Source organism: Rosettibacter firmus, assembly GCF_036860695.1.
In the GTDB taxonomy this organism is placed as follows: domain Bacteria; phylum Bacteroidota; class Ignavibacteria; order Ignavibacteriales; family Melioribacteraceae; genus Rosettibacter; species Rosettibacter firmus.
Map to the genome: position 1 here is coordinate 836599 of NZ_JAYKGJ010000001.1, position 23354 is coordinate 859952.

17 protein-coding genes are annotated in these 23354 nt (G+C 28.3%); 9 read left to right on the top strand and 8 right to left on the bottom strand.

Annotated elements, in window-relative coordinates; all coding sequences use genetic code 11:
• Positions 1 to 50: 50 nt before the first annotated feature.
• The 8 genes from VJY38_RS03695 to VJY38_RS03730 form a co-directional block, all read right to left on the bottom strand.
• Complete coding sequence (locus tag VJY38_RS03695) at positions 51 to 3626, bottom strand: pectinesterase family protein (protein ID WP_353679317.1); 3576 nt, start codon at positions 3624 to 3626, stop codon at positions 51 to 53.
• A gap of 151 nt (positions 3627 to 3777) precedes the next feature.
• Positions 3778 to 4575: a LytR/AlgR family response regulator transcription factor gene (locus VJY38_RS03700; protein ID WP_353679318.1), complete on the bottom strand. Its 798-nt coding sequence runs from the start codon at positions 4573 to 4575 to the stop codon at positions 3778 to 3780.
• A complete protein-coding gene (locus tag VJY38_RS03705) occupies positions 4576 to 5628 on the bottom strand; it encodes a histidine kinase (RefSeq protein WP_353679319.1) in 1053 nt (350 codons plus the stop codon).
• Positions 5612 to 6748, bottom strand: a complete 1137-nt coding sequence (locus VJY38_RS03710) for a sensor histidine kinase (RefSeq protein WP_353679320.1) — start codon at positions 6746 to 6748, stop codon at positions 5612 to 5614. The genes VJY38_RS03705 and VJY38_RS03710 overlap by 17 nt, the downstream gene beginning before the upstream one ends.
• Positions 6748 to 7692 carry a serine hydrolase domain-containing protein gene (locus VJY38_RS03715; protein ID WP_353679321.1) on the bottom strand — a complete coding sequence of 315 codons (945 nt, stop codon included), beginning with the start codon at positions 7690 to 7692 and terminating at the stop codon, positions 6748 to 6750. The genes VJY38_RS03710 and VJY38_RS03715 overlap by 1 nt, the downstream gene beginning before the upstream one ends.
• Positions 7693 to 7865: 173 nt before the next feature.
• The gene (gene mfd / locus VJY38_RS03720; RefSeq protein ID WP_353679322.1) at positions 7866 to 11231 is read right to left on the bottom strand and encodes a transcription-repair coupling factor; all 3366 of its coding nucleotides are present in this window, start codon (positions 11229 to 11231) and stop codon (positions 7866 to 7868) included.
• Positions 11232 to 11388: 157 nt separating this feature from the next.
• Positions 11389 to 11826 (bottom strand): lipocalin-like domain-containing protein, encoded by a 438-nt coding sequence (locus VJY38_RS03725; protein ID WP_353679323.1) that lies wholly within the window; start codon positions 11824 to 11826, stop codon positions 11389 to 11391.
• Positions 11827 to 11853: 27 nt separating this feature from the next.
• Positions 11854 to 12327, bottom strand: a complete 474-nt coding sequence (locus VJY38_RS03730) for an aminoacyl-tRNA deacylase (RefSeq protein ID WP_353679324.1) — start codon at positions 12325 to 12327, stop codon at positions 11854 to 11856.
• Between the two features lie 232 nt (positions 12328 to 12559).
• Between VJY38_RS03730 and VJY38_RS03735 the strand changes: the two genes are divergently transcribed.
• From VJY38_RS03735 to VJY38_RS03775, 9 genes are all read left to right on the top strand, one after another.
• Complete coding sequence (locus tag VJY38_RS03735) at positions 12560 to 13480, top strand: N-acetylglucosamine kinase (RefSeq protein ID WP_353679325.1); 921 nt, start codon at positions 12560 to 12562, stop codon at positions 13478 to 13480.
• Positions 13477 to 15273 (top strand): MFS transporter, encoded by a 1797-nt coding sequence (locus tag VJY38_RS03740; protein ID WP_353679326.1) that lies wholly within the window; start codon positions 13477 to 13479, stop codon positions 15271 to 15273. Before VJY38_RS03735 ends, VJY38_RS03740 begins: the two co-directional genes overlap by 4 nt.
• A 16-nt stretch (positions 15274 to 15289) precedes the next feature.
• Positions 15290 to 16213 (top strand): ABC transporter ATP-binding protein, encoded by a 924-nt coding sequence (locus tag VJY38_RS03745; protein WP_353679327.1) that lies wholly within the window; start codon positions 15290 to 15292, stop codon positions 16211 to 16213.
• Positions 16210 to 17046, top strand: coding sequence for an ABC transporter permease (locus VJY38_RS03750; RefSeq protein ID WP_353679328.1), 837 nt, complete (start codon positions 16210 to 16212; stop codon positions 17044 to 17046). The genes VJY38_RS03745 and VJY38_RS03750 overlap by 4 nt, the downstream gene beginning before the upstream one ends.
• Positions 17047 to 17055: 9 nt before the next feature.
• Positions 17056 to 17715, top strand: coding sequence for a LolA family protein (locus VJY38_RS03755; protein ID WP_353679329.1), 660 nt, complete (start codon positions 17056 to 17058; stop codon positions 17713 to 17715).
• Between the two features lie 198 nt (positions 17716 to 17913).
• Positions 17914 to 19080 (top strand): HDOD domain-containing protein, encoded by a 1167-nt coding sequence (locus VJY38_RS03760; protein WP_353679330.1) that lies wholly within the window; start codon positions 17914 to 17916, stop codon positions 19078 to 19080.
• Between the two features lie 224 nt (positions 19081 to 19304).
• The gene (locus tag VJY38_RS03765; RefSeq protein ID WP_353679331.1) at positions 19305 to 20906 is read left to right on the top strand and encodes a two-component system sensor histidine kinase NtrB; all 1602 of its coding nucleotides are present in this window, start codon (positions 19305 to 19307) and stop codon (positions 20904 to 20906) included.
• A complete protein-coding gene (locus VJY38_RS03770; RefSeq protein ID WP_353679332.1) occupies positions 20896 to 22077 on the top strand; it encodes an HDOD domain-containing protein in 1182 nt (393 codons plus the stop codon). The genes VJY38_RS03765 and VJY38_RS03770 overlap by 11 nt, the downstream gene beginning before the upstream one ends.
• On the top strand, positions 22046 to 23209 hold the full coding sequence (locus tag VJY38_RS03775) for an HD domain-containing phosphohydrolase (protein WP_353679333.1): 1164 nt from the start codon (positions 22046 to 22048) through the stop codon (positions 23207 to 23209). Before VJY38_RS03770 ends, VJY38_RS03775 begins: the two co-directional genes overlap by 32 nt.
• Positions 23210 to 23354: the final 145 nt, after the last annotated feature.

A 23354-nucleotide genomic window follows, 5' to 3' on the forward strand; every position in this document is an offset into this window, starting at 1 on the left:
ATTATTGTATTGAATAGCCCTGAATTAAATATTACTTAAAACGCACTTCCTTATTTCAATAGAATCATTTTCTTTGTCATTACAAAATCATCGGTGATAATTTGATAAAAATATACTCCACTTGAAAGTCTGGATGCATCAAATTGAATTTTATAATAACCAGGATTTTGAATTTCATTAACCAGTGTAGTAACTCGTTCTCCTAAAACATTAAAAATAAACAACTGTACTTTTGTGACTTTTGGAAGAGTATAATTTATTGTTGTGGTTGGATTAAATGGATTGGGATAATTTTGTGATAAGGAATAATTCTCTGGAATTACTTTAGTATTTGCTTCAGATTCTTCTACTGCAGTTATAACATCTGGCATCCAATCATACCCAAAATTTGGATTTGTATTTTTAGAGAAAATATTTTGAAGTGTATATTCTTTCGCTTCCTCATCTGTTAATTGTCTTGAAATAGAAGTTAATCTTTTTGAAATGTCTGAACCTGGTCCATAACATTTATATTCTGCATAAAGAGCTGGGGTAACATTCCAGGTTGACCATCCAGCAGGATTTAGAGAAGCAGGTTCATAACAATTTATAAATACTGTTCTTGGTTTAGCTTGCCATGGTCTTCCCAGTACAAATGATGTAATTCTTCTACCATCAAAACCTATTGAGTCAGCAGTAATCTTACAATCTCTAAAAACATAACCAAATTTAGATTCTGCATCTGTACTTGCTGCAGTTAGAGTTCCACCTTCTCTGTTAATGTGAATTTCACAAGAATCAAATACAACAATATCTCTTCCAAAGATAAAATCAACAGATCCTTCGATGTAACAATTCTTCATATAAATTCTTCCTGCACCTCTACCACCCCAGGTATAATAAGTATCCTGATAACCAAGCAATCTACAATTAAAATATTGTTGACGATCGCCATTTACTCTCAATGCAACAGCCTGTTCATTACCACCATGCGATCCATCATTTTTAATTGTATTCTGGAATGTTATGTTCATTGCAGTAAAATCGTCTGCATCAATGGCAACGCTGTAAGAACCTGAAGTACCTAAATTATTTTTCCCGGCATAATCATCATAATTTAAAATTGTACTATCTCGGTCTTCCCCTTTTAATATTACATTAGTTTTAGAAGCAGACAGTAAAAGTTTTTCATAATAAATTCCTTTCTTCACAAAAATTGTATAGGGACCCGTATAATAATCTGGCACATCATTAAATGCTGCCTGAACAGAAGTATAATCACCACTACCATCTTTTGCTACAATTTTAGTCACTGCCGGTGCTAACTGTTGTGTTGTAAATGAAAGTTCTTCACCATAACCGGCTCCTTTACTATTGATTGCGTAAGCACGAACATAATAAGTAGTATTTGGTTCTAAAGGATATAAAATGCTGGTAAATTTCCCGAGTCCTTTACCATTTTCAGTTCTGAAATCATTAATCGTTGGATTACCTGTTTTATTCCAGCATATGCCTCTAACAATTACTGTATCACCACCCCAGCTTAGAACTTCGCCACCACTTGTTGCTGTTTTAGCCAGGATATTCGTAATTGGATTTGTTTTAACAACAGGAACAGATAATGAATCCAGTGTTACGAATTCTACCTGTTCTCCATAAGAAATGCCTGCTTCATTTATAGCATAAGCACGAACAAAATATTTTGTTCCGGGATTTAATCCTGTTATTTTGCTTACAAATGAACCGGAACCACCACCATCTTCCGTTTTATTATCCTGAATTGTTGGATTGCCGGTTGTATTCCAGCATACTCCTCTCAATGTAACAATAGCACCACCATCATTGGGAATATTTCCACCGCAAGTTGCAAATGTAGTTGAAATATCTGTAACCTGATTCGTTATTACTACAGGTGGATCTGCTGTAACACCCAGGACAGTTCCCATAATTTGAACACTATCAACTGCAATTAATTTTGCCCATCCTTCAGCTTTTGTATTATGTGGATAAATTCTAAGATAAAATTTTTCTCCAGTATTAATTGTTTCTTCTAATTTAGCTCCATATTTACTTACTTTATTTCCAACAAGTGATGTATCATTAATCAATAAATTTTTTGTAGAGAATGTTGAATCTTTTGAATAATAAACAGCTGCTCTAAGATTACTTGAGAACCAGCCCCCCATGTAAAGTGAAATAGAATCAACATAAAAAGTGCCACCAAATTTTGGTTTAGCTGTATATTGAAAATATAATGTATCAGTTGGATTTGGTTCAGCATACCAGGTTTTAGATACTGTTTGTATAGCACCGCATTTCAAATTATTTCCATTTAAATCTGGTAATTGTGTTGTTCCATAAAATTTCATAGTTGAACTATATTTAACAGGTTCTCCCAGAACTGGACCAGTTGTTATAAATTCTTCTCCATCTTCATATGGCCAGATAACTTTTGATAATACTGGACTTCCTTCTACTTCGCCTGCAATTACAATATTCTGTAAACACAAATATTTTCCTGTTGAAACAGTAGAACTCTCGTGCCATGGATAGATTCTCAAGTAAAATTTTTCACCTGATTTAACAATTATATTCTCATCAAATTCAAAATGCTCTAATGCAGTTGCATTAAGATAATTATGACCTGATTGGTCACTTGTTTGATAATTTAATTTAATTGCATTGCTAAAATCTTCTTTTGTTGAAATCCACAAATTGGCTTTAAAAGTACTCGAACTTTTTGCACCCATATCAAGCGATATTTTATTGACATATAAAGTATAGCCAGATTTAGGAGCAACAGAAAACTGAACATAAACAGAATCTATTTGATCAGTTAAACCAGCAGGCCAGGTATTGTTTGTACCTGCCATTCTAATTCTTTGACTGTTATTTGGACCTGTATATTGATTAATTTCAGTATTCTTGAAAAATTCATCTTGTGCTGTAATCTGTCCAGTTGTAATAACTGAAAATCCAGTTCCTCCATCAGCTGGATTAGTTAAAGGCCAGGTGGCAGAAGCTTGATAAGTTTTTCCTTTTGTTGTACCCCATATTTTTACATCCTGAATATAAAGGTATTTTGATGTTGAAGGTGAACTTTCATACCAGGGATAAATTCTTACAAAAAGTGTATCTCCATCATTAACCTGTGCATTGATTTTAAAAACATATAATGAATCATTATTATTCCCAAGTACAAGCGGATTAGTATTTAACTTTTGTGCATTAATAAATGAAGAACCAATTGAATACCAAATATTTACACGCATATAACTCGTTCCACCGCCACCAAGCCATAATGAAATTGAATCTGCATGAAAGCTATTTCCAGTCTTTGGCATTAATGAAAACTGAACATAACGTGAATCGACCTGACCTGTTTCATTTCCCCATGAAATTGGATTGGTGCCATCAAATGGCCACCATCTTTGATTTGTACCAAGTGGACCAGCATTTGTACCTGAATAACTTCTTACAACAAAATTTTTCGAACCAATTTGTGGAAATCCAATCAAATTCCCCTGCACAACAGAAACATTCTGGCTATCTGGTGGAACACATTTCCACTCAACAAAGGCTCTATTTTGTGAGTAAGCCTGAAAAGCTAATAATAAAATAATTAACACTGTTAATATTTTTTTCATGATGCCTCCAGTTCTGAGATTATTGTTTCTATTTTTATCTGCACGAATAGTACTAAGGTAAAGTTACATTAGTCTGCTGGTAGATAAAATAAAATTTCTATCAGATGAAATTATTTTCTATGAGTTGCAAAAAAGAAGGGCTAAGTTGTTGCTATATTTTGTTTCCAAAAATTTTCTGGAAATTTTCTTTATAAGTTCTGCTTAATTTCAACTTTGTTCCATTTTTCAGAAATACTTCAAAATCTCCGTGTTCATTCGGTTTTAATTTTTCAACCTGTTCAATATTAACTATAGATGAACGATGAATTCTTATAAACATATCGGGATTTAATTTTTTCTCGAGTGCAGATAAAGAATCAAGTAAAATATATTTTTCAGAATTACAATGAATGTATACATAGTCACCATGAGCTTCGAACCAATAAATATCTGGAACTGAAATTACTTTTATTACATTTTTATTTTTAACCAGAATTTTATTTAGAAACTTTTCTTCAGCTTTAAATTTTTCCCGAGCAGAAATTAGACTTAAATATTCATCTGCAATAGCTTTTAATTTTTCTGAATAATATTTCGCATTACGATTATGAATATGATTAATGGCATAATCCAGTGCATTTTTTAAACGAACATTATCAATAGGCTTCAGAAGATAATCAACTGCATGGAATTCAAATGCTTTAAGTGCATATTTATCGTAAGCAGTAATAAAAATTACAACTGGAGTTTTTTCACTCTTAATATTTTTTAAAACTTCAAAACCATTCATTTCAGGCATTTGAATATCAAGAAAAATAAGGTCTGGAGACAAAGCATTTATTTTTTCAATTGCTTCAACTCCAGAAGAACATTCTTCAATTATTTCAATACTATCATATTCCTGTAAACGAATTCTTAAACCTTCTCTTGCATGTGGTTCATCATCAATTATAATTGTTCTTATTTTCAATTAATCACCTTCTAAAATTTCATCAAGTTGATTTTCTTTAATTAATGGAATTCTTAATATTAATGAATAACTATCGTCATTATCAACTAAATAGATGTTGTTATTGTTTTTTATAAAATCATATAATTTTTGCTCAAAATCTTCTTCGGGATTTTCAGTTTTGAAATTTATAAGAACCATCAAATCATTTCTATCAATTTTTGAAATTATTTCTATGATAATTTCTTCATCAATATTCACAAGATTTTCTATAGCATAGAGCAAAGAAAAAGATGGTATTAAAAGATCATTATAAACTTCACTCACATTTTTCTTTAAAAACAATTTTCTACCTGTAATTATTCTTTTTACTATTAAGAACTTTTCAATAAAATTAATTTCTTGATTTAAGGAAGAATAACTTCTTTCATGATATAAAGTTGTTCTTAGAAAATCACTTGTGGCATTCAATAAATTATCGGCATCTTTTGTTTTGTGGTGTTTAATAAACTCGGCAATTTTATCCAGTGCATTATGCAAAAAATCTGGATTAATTTTACTTTTTAACTCATGTAATTTTGTTAATGAAAGTTTCTCTTTTAACTGATAACTCTTTAATTCATTTTCCTTTACTTGATTTTTATATTTTATAAGATAAAATCCCAGATAAAAAAATATCACCATTACAATATCGAGCCACACCAGTGGATTATAAAAAATTACCTGATAAAAGTTACTATAGCTTTTCTTTATCAAAAAGTATGATTCCACACCATATAACAATGCTTGATGAATACAAATTATCAAAGTAGTAATAACTACATTACTTATTATTTTAAGTCTATTACTCTTTAAATGTAATCTTACAAGAATTAAAACAACAAAAGCAATGATTATGAAATACCAGTTATAAATTAACTTGGTTAATAAAAGGAGAATAAAAGGATTAATCGTTTTGTGATAAATAAAATATGTTTGTAATGAATTTATTAAAGCAATAAAATTCAACAAAATGAAAAATGGGAGAAATATCTTTAAATCAATTATTTTCTTTAAATCATTTATTTGTTGCATTAGCATCTTTTAATTGTGATATTATAACAGGAAATTTAATTAAGACCTTCAAACCTCCGAGTTCAGACCTGCTAAAATTGAATTGAAAATCTTTATCAAAAAAATACTCAAGCTGTCTTCTAATTATTTTCAATCCAAGACCTTTTTCTGAAAATATATTATCCATATCTACATCAAGTCCATTATCTTCTACAACAATATTTAAATGTTCATTGTTTTGTGATATGTTAATTACTATTAATCCATTTATATTTTGTTTAGCAATTCCGTGTCGTATCGAATTTTCAACCAAAGGCTGAAGTATAAAATTTGGTACAAACACATTATTAATTTTCTCATAATTAATTTTATAATTAAGTCTTTCTCCAAATCTTAATTTTTCTATTTCGAGATAATTGATAACAAGATCTAACTCTTCATAAAGCGGGATTAATGAATTATTATTTTCACGAAGAGATTTTGCCAGCAATTCTTTTATGCTCTTAATTAACTTCAATGCTTTACTTTCATCACCCTTTAATATCAAAGTAGATAAAGTATTAAACGTATTAAATAAAAAATGTGGATGAATATGATTTCTCAATATATTTATTTGTGATTCAGTTATACTATGTTTTAGCTTCGACAACGTAATTTCTTCTTTTTTATTTTTCTCCAGACTTTCTACAATATAAATTCCTATTTCTATGATAAAATAAATTACAATATCAACCCATAACCATTGATTTCGCAGGATTCTTCTATAAATCAAAGTTTGTAAATCAAGATAATTTAAAGCAAGATTGATTATAACCGCAGAAATAATTTGATGAATGCTTACAAAAAAGAGTGGAACAACGATGTAAAGAATTAAAAAATCTTTGAAATTATTCTTATCATACTTTTGAACCAGTAAATAAATTAATGGAGCTACAAAAAACCAGAATAACCAGTAAAAGAGATTGAAAGGGATATGCCAGAATAAACTGAAATGTTGTTTTGAATTAGGTTCAATAATAAAATAATGTTGAAATGCAACAGCAAGAGCAATTAATGAGAGAATAAAAAAAAGTGTGAGCTGTAGATGATAATACCCACTTTTTTTATTAAAATAAATTTCGTTGAAAAAATATAAATTCATTACAGATTGATTAAATATTTTTCGATGACATCAAAAATAATATATGTTGATTTTGGAACATTCCACTTCGATGTATTTACTACAACTAAATTCTTGGCTGGAATAACAATTAAAAATTGCCCTCCCCATCCTGCAGCGAGATATGAGTTGTATTTCCCAAATTTTCTTGTGTGCCAATGATATCCATAACCACCAATTTGTGGAAAACCATCAAAATATTTTTTAGTTGATTTATCAATCCAGCTTTTACTTATAATTTTTTTATTATTCCATTTCCCTTCATTTAAAATCATTAAACCAATTTTTGCAAGGTCTTTTGGTCTTAACCATAATTCAGAATTTCCTTTTTCGTTTCCATCAGATGACTTTTCCCATTTAATATTTTTAATGTCTAAAGGATCAAATAAATTTTTTCTTGCAAATTCTAATGTATTAACACCAGAAACTTTTTTAATTATTCCAGATAAAAGATGAGAAAGACCACTATTATAATTCCAGACTTCTCCAGGATTATTTTTAAAAGGTACTTTTTCAATTAAATATTTATTTTGATTTTTAGAATTGTCCCACCCCGTTCTCCATTTACCTCCAAAGTTATTCCATTCAAATCCAGCACTCATTGTCAACAAATGACGAATTGTAATCTCTTTTTTTCTTTCATCAATATTTCCATTATATAGTTCAGGCATAATATCTATTAATTTTTGATTCTCATTTTTTATTAATCTTTTATCGATGGCAATTCCAATTAATAAAGAAGTTATACTTTTGGTAACAGATTTCAGGTTGCTTAATTTATTCTCATTAAATCCATTATAATATTTTTCAAATATCAGTTTATTGTCTTTATAAATAATTAAACTATGAGTTACGGGATTGGATTTATTATAATTAATTAAAAATGAATCCATTTCAATTAATTTATTAAAGTTTTTATCTGCCATATTGTTATAGTTTTGTAATTTAATAATGAGTGGATTAACAAAGACTAATAGAAAAAATATTTTGTATAAAATTTTCAACATCACTTTGTGCTTTAAACGATTATAAGATTTTTTATTTCATCAATATCATTCAACTACAAACTTACACTTAATTCTATAACTTAATTTACTCTTCAATCAAAAATAATTTGATGTAGTTTTCTGCAAAAATCAATTAGATATTCTAAAATTTTTTCTGGTTCACTATGTTCATTTGTAATTTCGAGTTTTAATGTATCGTTCTGTTGTACAAATTTTACATTCTTAGAATAATTTTCATAAATATAATTCAATAACTTAATAAACTTTGTTTGATAAAACTCTTCACGATTTCCCTTTGGTAAAATTAATGTGGATTTATTTTTTTGAATAACTATTCTTTCAAGCAAAATAAAAGAAGCATAATATCGAAGTATTGCAACCAGAATTAATCTTTCAACCATCTGGGGAAGTTTTCCAAATCTATCTATCATCTCTTCTTTGAGTTCATAAGCCTCTTCAATTTTCAGCATTGAAAAAAGAGCAGTGTAAAAACTCAGTCGATCTGATTGATCTGGCATATAATTTTGTGGTATACCAATTTCGAAGTAAGTATCAATAGTTGGTTCAGATCTTTCGATTTGTTTTGGAAGGTCTTTAAATATTTCTTTAAATTCACTTTGACGAAGTTCTTCGACAGCTTCGTCAACCATTTTTAAGTATAAATCAAATCCAACAGAATCAATAAATCCACTCTGTTCTGTTCCAAGTAAATTACCAGCTCCTCGAATTTCAAGATCTCTCATTGAAATATTAAAACCTTCACCTAAATCGGTGTACTCTTCAATTGCTTGCAATCTTTTGACAGCTTTTTTTGTCACCATATCAATTGAAGGGACAAGAAGATAAGCATAAGCCTGTTTATCACTTCTCCCCACTCTTCCTCTTAATTGATGAAGTTCAGCTAATCCAAATCTATCTGCACGATTAATAATTATTGTATTAACACTTGGAATATCAATTCCCGATTCAATTATTTTTGTTGAAATCAAAACATCATATTGTTTATTCAAGAAATCATGAATTACTTTTTCTAATTGTGATGCTTTCATTTGTCCATGTGCAACAGAAATTCTAACCTCTGGTATATGCTTTTGAAGATAAGCAGCAATTTTATCAATTGATTGAATTCTATCGTGTATAAAATAAACCTGACCACCTCTATTTACTTCAAATAAAATCCATTGACGAATTTTATGTATATCAAAAATATCTACCTTTGTGTAAATTGGTTGACGATTTGGTGGTGGTGTTGCTATAATTGATAAATCACGAGCACCTAAGAGTGAAAGATTTAATGTTCTTGGAATTGGTGTTGCAGTTAAAGTTAATGTATCGACATTTGCTTTTAATGAACGAAGTTTTTCTTTTGCCATTACACCAAATCGATGCTCTTCATCAATTATAAGAAGTCCAAGATCTTTAAATTTAACATCATTCGAAAGTAATCTATGAGTACCAATTATAATATCTATTTCTCCTTTACCAAGTTTTTCAACTATTTCTTTTTGTTCCTTTTGTGAACGAAATCTCGAAAGCATTTCAATTCTTACTGGAAATTGTGCAAGTCTATCTTTAAAAGTATTGTAATGTTGTTCGGCAAGGATTGTTGTTGGAACAAGAAGAGCAACCTGTTTACTGTCATTCACTGCTTTGAATGCAGCCCGAACTGCTATTTCAGTTTTACCAAAACCAACATCACCACAAACAAGTCTATCCATTGGATTTTCACTTTCCATATCTTTTTTTACTTCTTCAGTTACACGCACCTGGTCTGGTGTGTCTTCATAAAAGAATGATGCTTCAAGTTCTTTTTGCCATATTGTATCTGGACTAAATGCAAAGCCACTTGTTAATTTTCTTTTTGCATATAATGTAATTAATTCACGTGCAGCATCTTTTATTTTTGATTTTACTTTTTTCTTGGTACGTGTCCATTCACCACTGCCAAGCTTTGTAAGTTTTGGTTGAAGATTATCTTTCGATGAAAATTTTTTGACTAAAGAGAGATAATTAAGATTAACATAAACTACATCACCATCAGCATACAAAATTTTTATTGATTCCTGTTCAACATTCCCAATTTTAATAGTTTCAAGTCCTGCATATTGACCTATTCCATAAATTTCATGAACAACAAAATCCCCTTTTTTTATCGAAGCAAAATCTTTTGTTCTGGACTTTTTAAAATTCTTAATAGATGAAATCTTTGATCTATAAGGTTTATTAAAAATTTGATAATCTGTTAAAACAACTATTTGATCTTTCTTTGAAATAAATCCAGCCTTTATTGGAAGAGAGATTATTTTGACTTTACCTTCTTCAATATATTTTGCCAGCTCGTCGTTTAAATCAGATAGTAATTCAATTAATCTTTTATTTTGTAAATCATTTTCAACTGTTATGATTATTCTATAATCTTTATTAACATAATTTTGTATGATGGTAAATAATAATTCAAAGTTAGAATTTATGGCTGGTGGTTCGGAAAGTTCTAAATCAATTCTTTCTGAATGAGTATTTAATGTATCTTCAATTATCCATCGTGCATTTTTATTATAGAGAGTTTCAATAGAAAAAATATTTTCTGCATAAACTTTTTTTATATAAGATTTTTCTTTATTACTAATTAATTCAAAATCAAAAAGCTCTTCCTTTAATTCTTCATCAAGATCATTATCTTCAATAACTTCCTGAAATTTATTATTGTTCAGCAAGGAATTCTGTAATTCTATCAATTTAATTTCGGAAGCAAAGATAATTGGATTATTGAGATACGAAAAAATATCATCTGAAAAAGATGAGCCATCGTTTAAAACTGGAGCTAATGTAACTGAATCAACTTTATCTGTCGATCTCTGGCTTTCGGGATCAAAGTGTCTTATTGATTCAATAAAATCTCCATCAAATTCGATTCGGCAGGGATGCTTTTCGCTGTATGACCAGAAATCAATTATTGAACCACGAATTGAATAATCCCCCTGTTCGTCAACAAATCTATCTTGATTATAATTAAGCAAGTTTAAATACTCAATCATCTCATTGTAAGAGATACTGCTGCCTGTAGTTATATAAGTAGTATTATTTTTTAATGAACTATTCGAAGGAAACTTTTGTGTAAGGAGTTCATAAGTAGATATTAAAATAAAATTTTCTTTTCTGGTTATATCAGTTAATTTTTCCTGTACCGATTCAAGGTTTAAATCGTCAATTGCAATAATTTTATTTTCTAATCCAAGTAATTCCAGTTCAACTTTTGTTTCGTTCAATAATTGTAATGAATCACATAAAATTAGGATTTGTTTTTCTCTTTGATAGATATTACTTATAAAAAAATTTTTTGAAGAACCAACAAAGTTAGATATGAATAACCGTGAAGATTGGTTCAATTCATTAAATTTTTGCTCGAGTAATTCAAAAAAGTATGGCTTTTTATTAAATATTTCGTAATACTTTTTCATGGTTGTTTTTTAAAAAGTAAACTATTTCTCATCCTTCTAAATGAAGGGAGAAAAGAAAGGGAACACAGAAAGCTAAATGGATAATTAATCTTACACAAAATAGAATTTATTCTGTGTCCCTAATTTTTTAAGTGCAAAAATAATAAGAAATTGAATTTTATTGTTTTGTAAATACCATTATTACTCTTGTTTGACCCATACCAGACAATCCAAATTCTGAAACATCGAATTGCATTGTAATTTTTAACTGATTACCTGTCAACTCATAATCAAATACTAATGTTTCACCGGTATTACTTTTAATAGTTATTTTCCCATTTGAAATACTCCAGGTTCCTTTATCTGTTTCTGTACCATCGGGATCTACTACTGTCATTTCAAAAGTTTTATCACTATTTACTTTCAAAGTCATTTGTAATCCCAATGGCTGAGGATTTACTTCCATATTTCCGTAATCCGGTAATATTACTTTTGTCAATACCCAGGTACCTACAATATCATTCTCAGGTCCTGTAGGATTTTCTTCCTTATCACATCCCGCTACAATTAATATTAATATTGAAAATAAAATTGTAAATAATTTTTTCGTTTTCATTTTACCTCCTTTCACTTGTTAATTAAATTATAATTTAGACAAAAAAGCAAATTTAATTTTCTTTGGTTGAACAAGTCTTTCAAAATCTTCGTACGACATTTGAATTAACTCTACATGAGTACCTGCATTAAAAGCTATTTCTTTATCTTCTGATAATGCTTCGTCAACATAAACTTCCATGTTATAAAGATTACCAAAAGGAGGCATTGCACCAACTTCGCATTCAGGAAACCTATCAAGGAATTCCTGTTCATTAGCAAGTCTAATATTCTCATAACCTACTGCTTTTTTAAGTAAGTCAAAATCAACTTTATGAGTTGCAGGTAGAACCGCCATAGCCATTTTACCATTGATCTTAACTAAAACTGTCTTTGCCAAATTTTTTCCTTTTATATGAGCAGATGCAGCAATTTCCTGCGATGTGTAGGCAAGTGAATGTCTGATGGTTACATATTTAATGTTATTCTGATCGAGGAAATCTTTTAATTTTTTTGAAGGCATTTCACCCTCCTCTTTTATTTATCAATCATGTAACAAAGAACACCAGGCAATTCAATATATCAAACTTTATTTAGTAGAACCGTATTAAGTATCACAATAATAAGTGTGCAACAAAAATTAGCAACAATTATCAAAGAATTCAATTAAAATCAAATTTTATGAATTAATTAATAATAAACTTTTTATTCTTTTTAATTTTTATATATCTTAGAAATAAAATTTTATTGTATTAATGAAATTATTCCTGGGTGTAGATGGTGGTGGTACAAAAACAAAATGTATTTGTGTTGATGATAATTTAAATATTATTTCAAGCAGCGAGGGAGAAGCTTCCAATCCCTTAATTGTTGGGTATGAAAAATCTGCTCAAACAATATTAAATCTGATTGAAAATACATGCAATCTTAAAGAATTATCTTATTGCGTTATTGGAGTTGCAGGTTGTGGAAGAAAAGAAAATTCAGAAAAATTAAATAATGCAATTATCAAAGAATCTAACAGAAGAAAAATAAAATTACCTGAATTTAAAATTACAAGTGATATTGAAATTGCTCACGAAGCAGTATTTAATGGAAAAGAAGGGGCTATTTTAATAATCGGTACTGGTTCAATTCTTTATCTTAAAAACAAAAATTCAGATTCATTAATTGTTGGTGGCAACGGAAGATTAATAGGTGATGAAGGTAGCGGTTATTCAATTGGACAAAAAGGACTTCGAGCAGCAATCAAATCCTTTGATGGAAGAAATGGTAAAACAATATTAACTGATATTCTTAAAAAAGAATTTTCTATTAATAACCGTGATGAACTTATTAGTAATTTATATAACAATAAAATCGAAATACAAAATTTTGCACCTTTTGTTATCAAAGCAGCAGAATTAAATGATAAAATTTCATTATCAATTCTTGAAGAAGAAAGCAATGAAATAATTCTACATATTAATGCAGCAAAAAATATTTTTCCAAATGGCTTTAATGTAAGTCTTGTTGGAAGTTTAGTATCAACAAATAATTTCTATTCTAAATTGATTAAAGATAAGATTAAAAAACATTTTAGTGATATTAAAATAATAAATGCAAAATATCCTCCTGAATTTGGAGCTGCTTTAATTGCTAAAAATTTGTTCAACCAAAACAAAATGAAAAAATGATTATCAAAAAAACTATTAAGGATAAAAAAGAAAAAACAAAATCTCCTTGGGCATGGATTCCAACTTTATATTTTGCAGAAGGATTGCCTTATGTAATCGTTATTACTGTTTCTGTAATTATGTATAAACGACTGGGAGTTTCTAATTCCGATATAGCACTTTATACAAGCTGGCTTTACCTTCCCTGGGTAATAAAACCATTATGGAGTCCATTTGTAGATATTTTTAAGACAAAGCGATTCTGGATAATTATCATGCAATTATTAATTGGAGCTGGTTTAGCTGGAGTCGCTTTAACAATTCCTGTCCCGGATTTTTTTCAATTCACCTTAGCTTTCTTCTGGCTTATTGCATTTAGTTCTGCTACTCACGATATAGCTGCCGATGGTTTTTATATGCTTTCACTATCTGAATCGAAACAATCTTTTTTTGTTGGCATAAGAAGTACATTTTATCGAATTGCTATGATTGCTGGTCAGGGACTTCTTGTTATACTTGCCGGATATATAGAATCAACTCTCTCGTTATCGCCAGCAGAAGTTAAGATAATTGCTAAACCAGAAAAATTTTTTGAGAATACAATAAAAGTTGATTCATCAAAAATAATCCCTTTAGAAGGAAGTTTAAGAATAATTGCAAAGCCTTCTGTAATTGAAATAAGTACACATCCACAAACCAGAGAGACTGTTAATTTCTTCTTAAGTTTTGCTCAAAAGTTTAATATAATTAATGGCTTCTCAAAAGAAAATTTAATTATACCCGATACATCAAACATTAAAGAATTAGTTGGTAATGTTGGATTAATTTCTTTTCATCTTTCAAAGAAACCTGATGAAGATAAAAATTATATTGTAACATTAAACTTTGAAAATAACTCTTCAGGGTTTTCGATCTTAACTGGAAAAACAATTACATTTAATTCTAAAAATTGGAATAAACCTGCTTATGCTGTAATTCAAATCGACCCTTTAATACAGAATAAGTATGAAACTATCTTAAAAATTCAATCTGAAAAAATTCCAGTTGCATGGATTATTCCATTTATACTGATTGCAATTCTTTACTTCATATTTTTTATCTATCATAATTTTATTTTACCAAAACCAACTGACGATAAATCAATACTTCAAGAAAAACGATCAACAGTTATTAAAGAGTTTTTTAGAGCTTTCTTTAGATTCTTCGAAAAAGAAAAAATTCTTTTAATAATAGGATTTTTATTATTGTATCGACTCGGTGAAGCACAATTAGTGAAATTAGTTTCTCCATTTATGCTCGATTCTCGAGAATCAGGTGGTTTAGGTTTATCCACATCCGATGTTGGACTTATATATGGCACAATTGGAATGATTGCTTTAATTACAGGTGGCATTTTAGGTGGATTTTTAATTTCAAAAAAAGGATTAAAGTCGATGCTAATGCCAATGTTAATTGCTCTGAACTTGCCTGATTTACTTTATGTTTATTTATCGTATGTTCAACCAACAAACTTATGGATAATTTATACTTGCGTTTCAATTGAACAATTTGGTTATGGACTTGGATTTACAGCATATATGATGTTTATGATTTATATTTCAGAAGGTGAATACAAAACTTCTCATTATGCTATATCAACTGGATTTATGGCATTAGGAATGATGATTCCCGGTATGTTCAGTGGAATGATTCAAGAAGCTTTTGGTTATAGACATTTCTTTATATGGGTTTGTATTGCTACAATTCCTTCTTTTATTCTTGCAAAGTATATTAAAATTAATCCGTCTTTCGGAAAACGAGATAATACTTTATAATTAGGATGAAATTAACTTGAACGAAGAAAAAATAATTGAAGTACGTGGTCTAACAAAAAAATTTGGAAAGATTGTTGCAGTAAATAATCTTGATCTAAATGTTTATAAAGGCGATGTATTTGGATTCTTAGGACCAAATGGAGCTGGAAAAAGCACAACTATTAGAATGCTATTATCTCTTATTAAACCAAACTCTGGCACAATCAAAATTTTTGGTTTAAATCTTCACACTCACAAAAAAGAAATTTTAAAAAAAGTAGGAGCTATAGTTGAAAAACCTGACTTCTATCTTTATTTAACTGCATATAAGAATTTAGAAATACTTGGGAAATTAAGTGGCGTTGAAATTACTAAAAATAAAATTATGGAAATGCTCGATTTAGTTGGACTATCAGAAAGATTTAATAGCAAGGTCAAAACTTTTTCGCATGGGATGAAACAACGACTTGGTATTGCACAAGCTTTATTACATGACCCGGAGTTAATAATTCTTGATGAACCAACAACCGGTCTTGACCCTCAGGGTATGAAAGAAATACGAGATTTAATTGTTAATCTCAGTAAACTAAAAGGTAAAACAATCTTTCTTTCATCACACATTTTAAGAGAAGTAGAATTAATCGCAAATCGAATGATAATTATTAATAAAGGTTCTGCTCAGGTCGAAGGTAAAGTAGATGAATTATTAAAATCTGGAAAAGTTTTAGTAACATTTGAAGTTAATAATATTGATAAAGCTCTTAATGTAATTAACTCATCTAACTGGGTTAATCATCTAAAATCAATTGATAAAAATTCTCTTACATTTGAAATGTTGCATAATGAAATTTCATCTCTCAACAAATATTTAGTTGATAATTCACTGGAAGTAAGTGCTGTAGTACCAATCCGTTCCCTTGAAGATTATTTTCTTAAAATCACCGAAGGAAATACTAAGTGAAAGATTTGATTTATATCGAGCTTATAAAAATTTATAAAAAGTGGAGAACTTATATAGGATTTATTGCAATTGGTATCATAATTCCTATAATCCAGATTTCTCTCTATGCTAATAAGGATAATTATATAAAAATTTTAACACGTGGTTTTCAAGATTCTTTCATTTTCATTGGGAATCTATTTAATGGATATTTAATTGCTTATCTGGTTTTATCTTCACTCTTTATCCATATCCCCTTTCTCATTGTACTTGTCGGAGGTGATATTTTAGCTGGCGAAGCAACTGCAGGAACTTATCGAATGCTTCTAACACGACCCATATCAAGATTTCAAATAATTTTATCCAAGTACATAGCTGGAATTATTTATGTGATTTCACTTATCCTATGGTTAGCTTTGTTAAGCTTAGGAATAAGTATTTTATTTTTTGGTACAGGGGAACTAATTGCATTCAGAGGTAAATTAATAATTTTTGCATCAAATGATATTTTATGGAGATTCTTTTATTCTTACTCTTATGCAATACTCAGTATGGTAACTGTCTTTTCATTATCATTTTTATTTTCTTCGTTAGTAGAAAATGCTATTGGACCGATAGTTGCATCAATGGCTGTTATAATTATTTTACTTGTTCTATCAGCTTTACCAATTGAATTTTTTAATAGAATACAACCATATTTTTTTACAACCCATATGACACAATGGGATAAATTTTTTAACGAAACAATTGATTTCAAGGAAATTTTAAATTCGGCTTTTATACTAATAATTTATTCGCTGGGATTTTTTCTACTAACAACAATAATTTTCTTAAAAAAAGATATTTTAAGTTAAGGAAAGACCATGAAAATAATTCTTTTTATATTCCTTTTTACTTCTCTTTACGCTCAATCAAAAGATGCAACCAGAATATTAAATGAGCTTAAACAAAAATTTGAACAAATTAATGATTATGAGGTTGATGCTGAAATAAAATTTAATTTAAACACAATTAAAATCCATGACTCAAAAGTTAAGATCTTCTATAAAAAGCCAGATAAATTCAAAATTAAATCCGATAGCTTTGTTATGCTACCCAAACAAGGGATTAATTTTCATACAATATTTTTAAATCAGAAAAATTTTACAAGCATTTATATGCACACAGATAAAAATAAAATAGATGTAATTAAAGTAATCCCAATAAGTGATACATCAGATATTATACTTGCTACATTATGGATAGATAATAGTAAAAAAGTTATTAATAAAATAGAAACTGTAAGCAAGAGAGGCGGAACATTTTTAATTGAATTATTCTATGATTATAATCTTTTCTTACCTTCATCTGTAAAATTTATTTTTGGTCAAAGTACTTCTTCAGAGAATAATCAAAACAAAAATTTTGAAAGAAGAAATTTACGAGAACCCCCAAGTGGCAACATTATTATTAATTACAAGAACTACAAAATCAATAAAAACTTACCAGATGAAATTTTTGACAATCAAAAATCTTCTGATTAATGCTTCGTTCAATCTTATTATTATTTACTTCAACTTTTGAAAATAATCCAATGATTACTCTTACCCATTGAATCTTTCACACTCATCATTATTCTTAGATTATAATTATTACCATTTAAATTATTAACTATTGTTTCGATAATACATAGAGAATACTACCATTACTCTTTAAAATATTCAAACACAGAGGTATAGAACATGAAATTTAAGTTATTATTCGTTGATAAACTCAATAATGAACAAAATAGATATCAGAGCTTATCGGATATACTTGGTGAACAATATGAAATATATTTTGCAAGTGATTCTCAGGAAGCATTAAATACATTAAAAAATAATGATATAGATGTATGCTTAATTCAATTCGACTCAACTTCTTTTAATAGTTTAGATTTATTAACCAAAATAAAAAGAAGCTTTCCAAAGACTATAAGAATTTTATTATCGGAAGATTTTAGTGAAAAGTTATCCATTCGAACATTTAATTTATTACATCAAGTAATTAAATGTCCAATAGAAGATAAACTTTTAAAAGAAAAGCTTGAACCTTTATTGATTCTAAAAAATTTAATAAAAAATGATAAATTGATTTCTAAACTTAATAGTGAAGATGGGATTCCTACTTTACCCGAAATTTATTTCAAATTAGAAAAAGAATTATTTTCACCCGAAGTTTCTATTCATAAAGTTGTAAATTTAATTTCAAAAGACATTTCTCTTACTACCAAAATTTTTCAATTAGTAAACTCTGCTTATTATGGAATACCAGCAAAAATTACAGACTTTTATCAAGCAGTTAATATTCTTGGATTAAATGTTATTAAATCAATTGTGATTTATACAAAAGTCTTTGCCCATTTAGAAAAGAAAGGAGAATTAAAAGAAATAATTGAAGCAATCTGGAATCATAGCATTCTTGTTAGCAGTATTTCACAAAAAATTATTTTCTACTTTACTGGCAACCGAGATTTAGCTGAACAAGCATATATTGCGGGAATTCTTCATGACATTGGAAAAATAATTCTTATAAATATTGAACCGAATTATATTAAAGAACTAAAAATTTCCAGAAACAATGCTTTTAGTGATGATGATTTAGAAAAAAGTTTTTATGGAGTAAGTCACACTGAAATTGGAGCTTATGCTTTAGCTTTATGGGGCTTTCCACGTTCTATTGTAGATGCTGCTTTATTACATCATTCTTCAACTATTGTTAATGATTTTTCTGTTTCAAACATAATACAAATCAGCCACAAATTAGCTAATATCGAAGGAATTGATTCTGTTTTATATGATACTTTTATTTCAAAAGAAGCATTAATTGAATATTTGAGTCTTACTAAAACACTGGAAAGCTTACAATAGAATTTATTTAAAAATAATATGCGGTTTGAAGTTCTTTTTTAAAAATATATCATTAGAATAAACACAAATAAAAGAAATATAATATTTCCCTGTTATTTTAGCCGCATTTCTGTCTCCACATCTCAGTGGCTCAAAATCAGAATATATAAAATTTGACTGTTTATCTACGATAATAAAATTAGAATTATAATTTTCAAAATACTTTTATCAAAAAGGTGAATCAATTGAAAAGCAGTTATATGATTTCTTTCTTGCTTTTACTTTTTAATATCCACTACACTATAGCTCCCAATCATGGGATGTATATAATTAATACATTTTATTCTAATATAACAGAATTTATATATGCCAATTTAATCAGTTATCATAACCTTAATTATTTAATAAAGAATGATTCAATAATAGAAGCAGGAACTTCTTTAAAAGCAACAATAAGTTTAACATGTTTTATTATTCTTTCTATAATTACCATCCTGTTAATAATATTCATGCACCTTAAAAAGAAATTTTCAAAAAAGATTGAACAGCGGTTTAAGAAAATCATAGTCGAAAAAACTTATCAGCTTAAAAAAACAAACGAAGAAATCGTAAGAATTAATGTAGCGTTAACTGCCGAGAAAGAATTACTAAAGACAATATTAGAATCGATTGAAGATGGTGTAATATCTGTAGATTCAGAAGGGAAAATTGTTTTCACAAACAAATCAATGCAAAATATTCTGGAAATAGAAGAAAAAAAACTTATCGGGGAAAAATTATATGAAATAATGAAAACCATAATTGATGACGATAGCAGCGAGTTTCTGAAATGTTTTAATACATATTGTGACAATATTTGCAAATTAAACAACAAACAAATTATAATTAATACCAGCAATGGAAATAGAAAAATATTAAATGTCAGATCAAACAAATTAGAGACTAACTCAAATGAAATAGGCGGTGTGGTATTTACTTTTAAAGATAAAACAGAGTTAATAAATATTGAAACACAATTAACTCTATCACAAAAATTAGAATCAATAGGACAATTAGCTGCAGGTGTAGCACATGAAATAAATACACCACTTCAATACGTAGGAGATAATGTAAAATTTCTTGATACAGCTTTTTATTCTCTAAATGAATATATAACAAAGATTAACAATCTTCTAAATAACATCAACGATAAAAAAATAAAAGACGAAATAGATGAAACACAAAAAGTACTGGATTTGAAATATTTACTTGAAGAAATACCCGAAGCAATTGAACAAACTCACATTGGAATTCAACGTGTAAGTCAAATAATTACTTCAATGAGAGATTTTGCTCATCCACCAGTAAAATCAAAATCTCTACACAATATTAATCATAGTATTGAAGTAACAACAAATATCTGTAGAAACAGATGGAAATACATTGCCGATTTAAAAATGGATTTAGATCCATATCTACCAAACATATTTTGTTGCATTGATGAAATTAATCAGGTAATTCTCAATATGCTCTTAAATAGTATTGATGCAATTGAAGAAAAGATTGAAAAATTACATGTTGACAAAGGTGTAATTACTATAACAACAAAAAAAATAGGTTATGAAATTGAAATCTCCATTTCAGATACAGGAATTGGAATAAAAAAGGAAAATCTCAGAAAAATATTTGATCCATTTTTTACTACAAAACAAGTTGGTAAAGGAACTGGACAGGGATTATCTATTTGTTATAATATAATAGTCAATAAACATCATGGTAAAATATTTGTAGACTCAGAATATGGTGTGGGTACTACTTTTACAATCAGGTTGCCAATCAACACAGAGGGAAATATTAATGCAAATTAACATACTATTTGTAGATGATGATATAGACATATTAAATGGTTTTAAAAGGTCTATGTATAATTTAAGAGATAAATGGAATGGATTTTATGCAAGTAATTCTGCTGATGCATTAAAAATTATTCAACATGAAAATGTTGATGTCTGTATCACAGATTTATTTATCCCTGGTATATCAGGCAGTGAATTATTAAGAAAAGTAAAAAAAGAATATCCTAAAACTATTAGAGTACTACTTTCAGGTAATCCAAGTGCTAAATATTCAGTTTATGATTATAGTGTTGCTCATCAATATTTAACTAAACCATGTAATATTGAAATCATAAAAGAAAAAATAGAAATTCCTATTCTCATAAGGTCATTAATAAATAATGAAAAAACAATAATTAAGTTAACTGGTGAAGATGGCATTCCTTCATTTCCAGAAATATATTATAAACTCGAATGCGAAATTTATTCACCAAATGTGTCTATCAACAGAATAGTTAATTTAATATCAAAAGATATTGGCTTAACAGCTAAAATATTTCAGCTCGTAAATTCTGCTTTTTTTGGTTTCCCCACAAAGATCAAAGATTTGAATCAAGCTATTAATATCCTTGGCTTAAATATAATCAAGTCAATTATACTCTTTACAAAAGTATTTCCGTATTTGGAGATGAGCAACGCTTTAAAAGAATTTATAGAATCATTATGGAATCATAGTTTAGTAGTAAGTACTATTTCACAAAGATTAACTTTTTACTTGACACGTAATCGAGAATTATCTGAACATGCATATATTGCTGGCATGCTTCACGATATAGGCAAATTAATTATATTAAATATGAGTAATCAGGATAAAACATTATTAAATGTTTTAGATATTATAAATAACGAAAATGAAATTAAGAAGTTTCTTGGAGCTACACACTCTGAAATTGGAGCATATGCATTATCTCTCTGGGGATATCCTAATTCAATTATTAATGCTGTTCTCCTTCATCACTCCACTCTTGAACTAAATAATTTTAATATCACTACTGCTGTACAAATTAGTAATAGACTGGCAAATATTGAAGGAATAGATTTTTCTATACTCGAAAAATTTGATTCAATAGAATCAATTGTTGAATTAATAAATACAAAAGAGGGGAACAAAGATGAGATTCCAGGAAAAAATCCTATTGGTTGATGATGACGAGAATGCACTTGCAGGATTTAGAAGAAGTCTTGGTATGCATTTCAATATTTTTACTGCTCAAAGTGCTGATGAAGGTATTTCATTAATTGAAAAGCAGAATAATTTTGCCGTTGTAATTTCTGATTATAAAATGCCAAATATGGACGGCAATGAATTTCTTAAAATTGTAAAAAATCTCACACCTGATACTGTAAGAATTATGCTTACAGGATATGCGGAAATTAATATTGCTATAGAAGCTGTTAATGAAGGTAATGTTTTTAGATTTTTAACAAAACCTTGCAATACTGATATTCTAATAAAAAGTGTTAAAACTGCTATTGAACAATATAGACTCATCACTGCAGAAAAGGAATTATTAGAAAAAACTCTTAAAGGAAGTATTAATTTACTTGTTGATATTCTTTCACTAACTAATCCCCAGATTTTCAATAAGGTTATAAAATTAAAACAAATGGCTAAAAACATTGCTTTAAAATTAAGTGTTAAAAAAATCTGGGAAGTTGAGATAGCAGTTTTACTATCTCAAATAGGTTGTATTGCAATTCCTCCAGGTATACTCGAAAAAAAATATAAAGGAATGAATCTCACTGAAGAAGAACAAAAATTATTCGAATCTCATCCAAAAATTGGGAAAAAATTATTAGAAAATATTCCAAGATTAGAAACAGTGGCTGAAATTATTGCACATCAATTTTTAAACGAACATACATTTACTTCCCCATTTAAAGATGAATATATGGTTGCTGCAAAAATCTTAAATGCACTAATTGACTTCGACTTTCTTACAAGCACTGGTAAAACTGAGCAAGAAGCTTTAGAATTGATGAAAAAAAACACAAAGTATGACCCCGATATCTTAACAGCTTTAGACACAGAATTAGCTGGTATTTACGATGGACTAACATTGTTATCAGTTGAATTGGAAGATCTAAAACCCGGTGTAATACTCGCAGATGATATTAAAGATGAATTTGGTAAAGTATTAATTACAAAAGGGGCAGAAATTTCTCAGGCATCTTTATTACGATTACTTAATTTTTCAAAATATGGGAAAATTATTACACCAATTAAAATACTGGTTTATTTGGAAGATAATGAGAATAATAGTAATAATAACTAACTCATAAACTACATTTAATAGTAACAATAATACTTTATATCCCCTTGCTATTTTTTAGAAGAAATTCAATCGTAACTAAATAATTCAAGAGTAAATATAAGAGAGAATATGATTTATCATTTATTCATGTAAAATTCATTCTATA

Bases quoted from the DNA above. Each gene is read 5' to 3' on its own strand.
- VJY38_RS03735 (WP_353679325.1), top strand. From the start codon at position 12,560: ATGAAATTATTCCTGGGTGTAGATGGTGGTGGTACAAAAACAAAATGT.
- VJY38_RS03725 (WP_353679323.1), bottom strand. From the start codon at position 11,826: ATGAAAACGAAAAAATTATTTACAATTTTATTTTCAATATTAATATTA.
- VJY38_RS03775 (WP_353679333.1), top strand. From the start codon at position 22,046: ATGAGATTCCAGGAAAAAATCCTATTGGTTGATGATGACGAGAATGCA.
- VJY38_RS03760 (WP_353679330.1), top strand. From the start codon at position 17,914: ATGAAATTTAAGTTATTATTCGTTGATAAACTCAATAATGAACAAAAT.
- VJY38_RS03755 (WP_353679329.1), top strand. From the start codon at position 17,056: ATGAAAATAATTCTTTTTATATTCCTTTTTACTTCTCTTTACGCTCAA.
- VJY38_RS03705 (WP_353679319.1), bottom strand. From the start codon at position 5,628: ATGCAACAAATAAATGATTTAAAGAAAATAATTGATTTAAAGATATTT.
- VJY38_RS03730 (WP_353679324.1), bottom strand. From the start codon at position 12,327: ATGCCTTCAAAAAAATTAAAAGATTTCCTCGATCAGAATAACATTAAA.
- VJY38_RS03695 (WP_353679317.1), bottom strand. From the start codon at position 3,626: ATGAAAAAAATATTAACAGTGTTAATTATTTTATTATTAGCTTTTCAG.
- mfd (WP_353679322.1), bottom strand. From the start codon at position 11,231: ATGAAAAAGTATTACGAAATATTTAATAAAAAGCCATACTTTTTTGAA.
- VJY38_RS03770 (WP_353679332.1), top strand. From the start codon at position 20,896: ATGCAAATTAACATACTATTTGTAGATGATGATATAGACATATTAAAT.
- VJY38_RS03715 (WP_353679321.1), bottom strand. From the start codon at position 7,692: ATGGCAGATAAAAACTTTAATAAATTAATTGAAATGGATTCATTTTTA.
- VJY38_RS03710 (WP_353679320.1), bottom strand. From the start codon at position 6,748: ATGAATTTATATTTTTTCAACGAAATTTATTTTAATAAAAAAAGTGGG.
- VJY38_RS03740 (WP_353679326.1), top strand. From the start codon at position 13,477: ATGATTATCAAAAAAACTATTAAGGATAAAAAAGAAAAAACAAAATCT.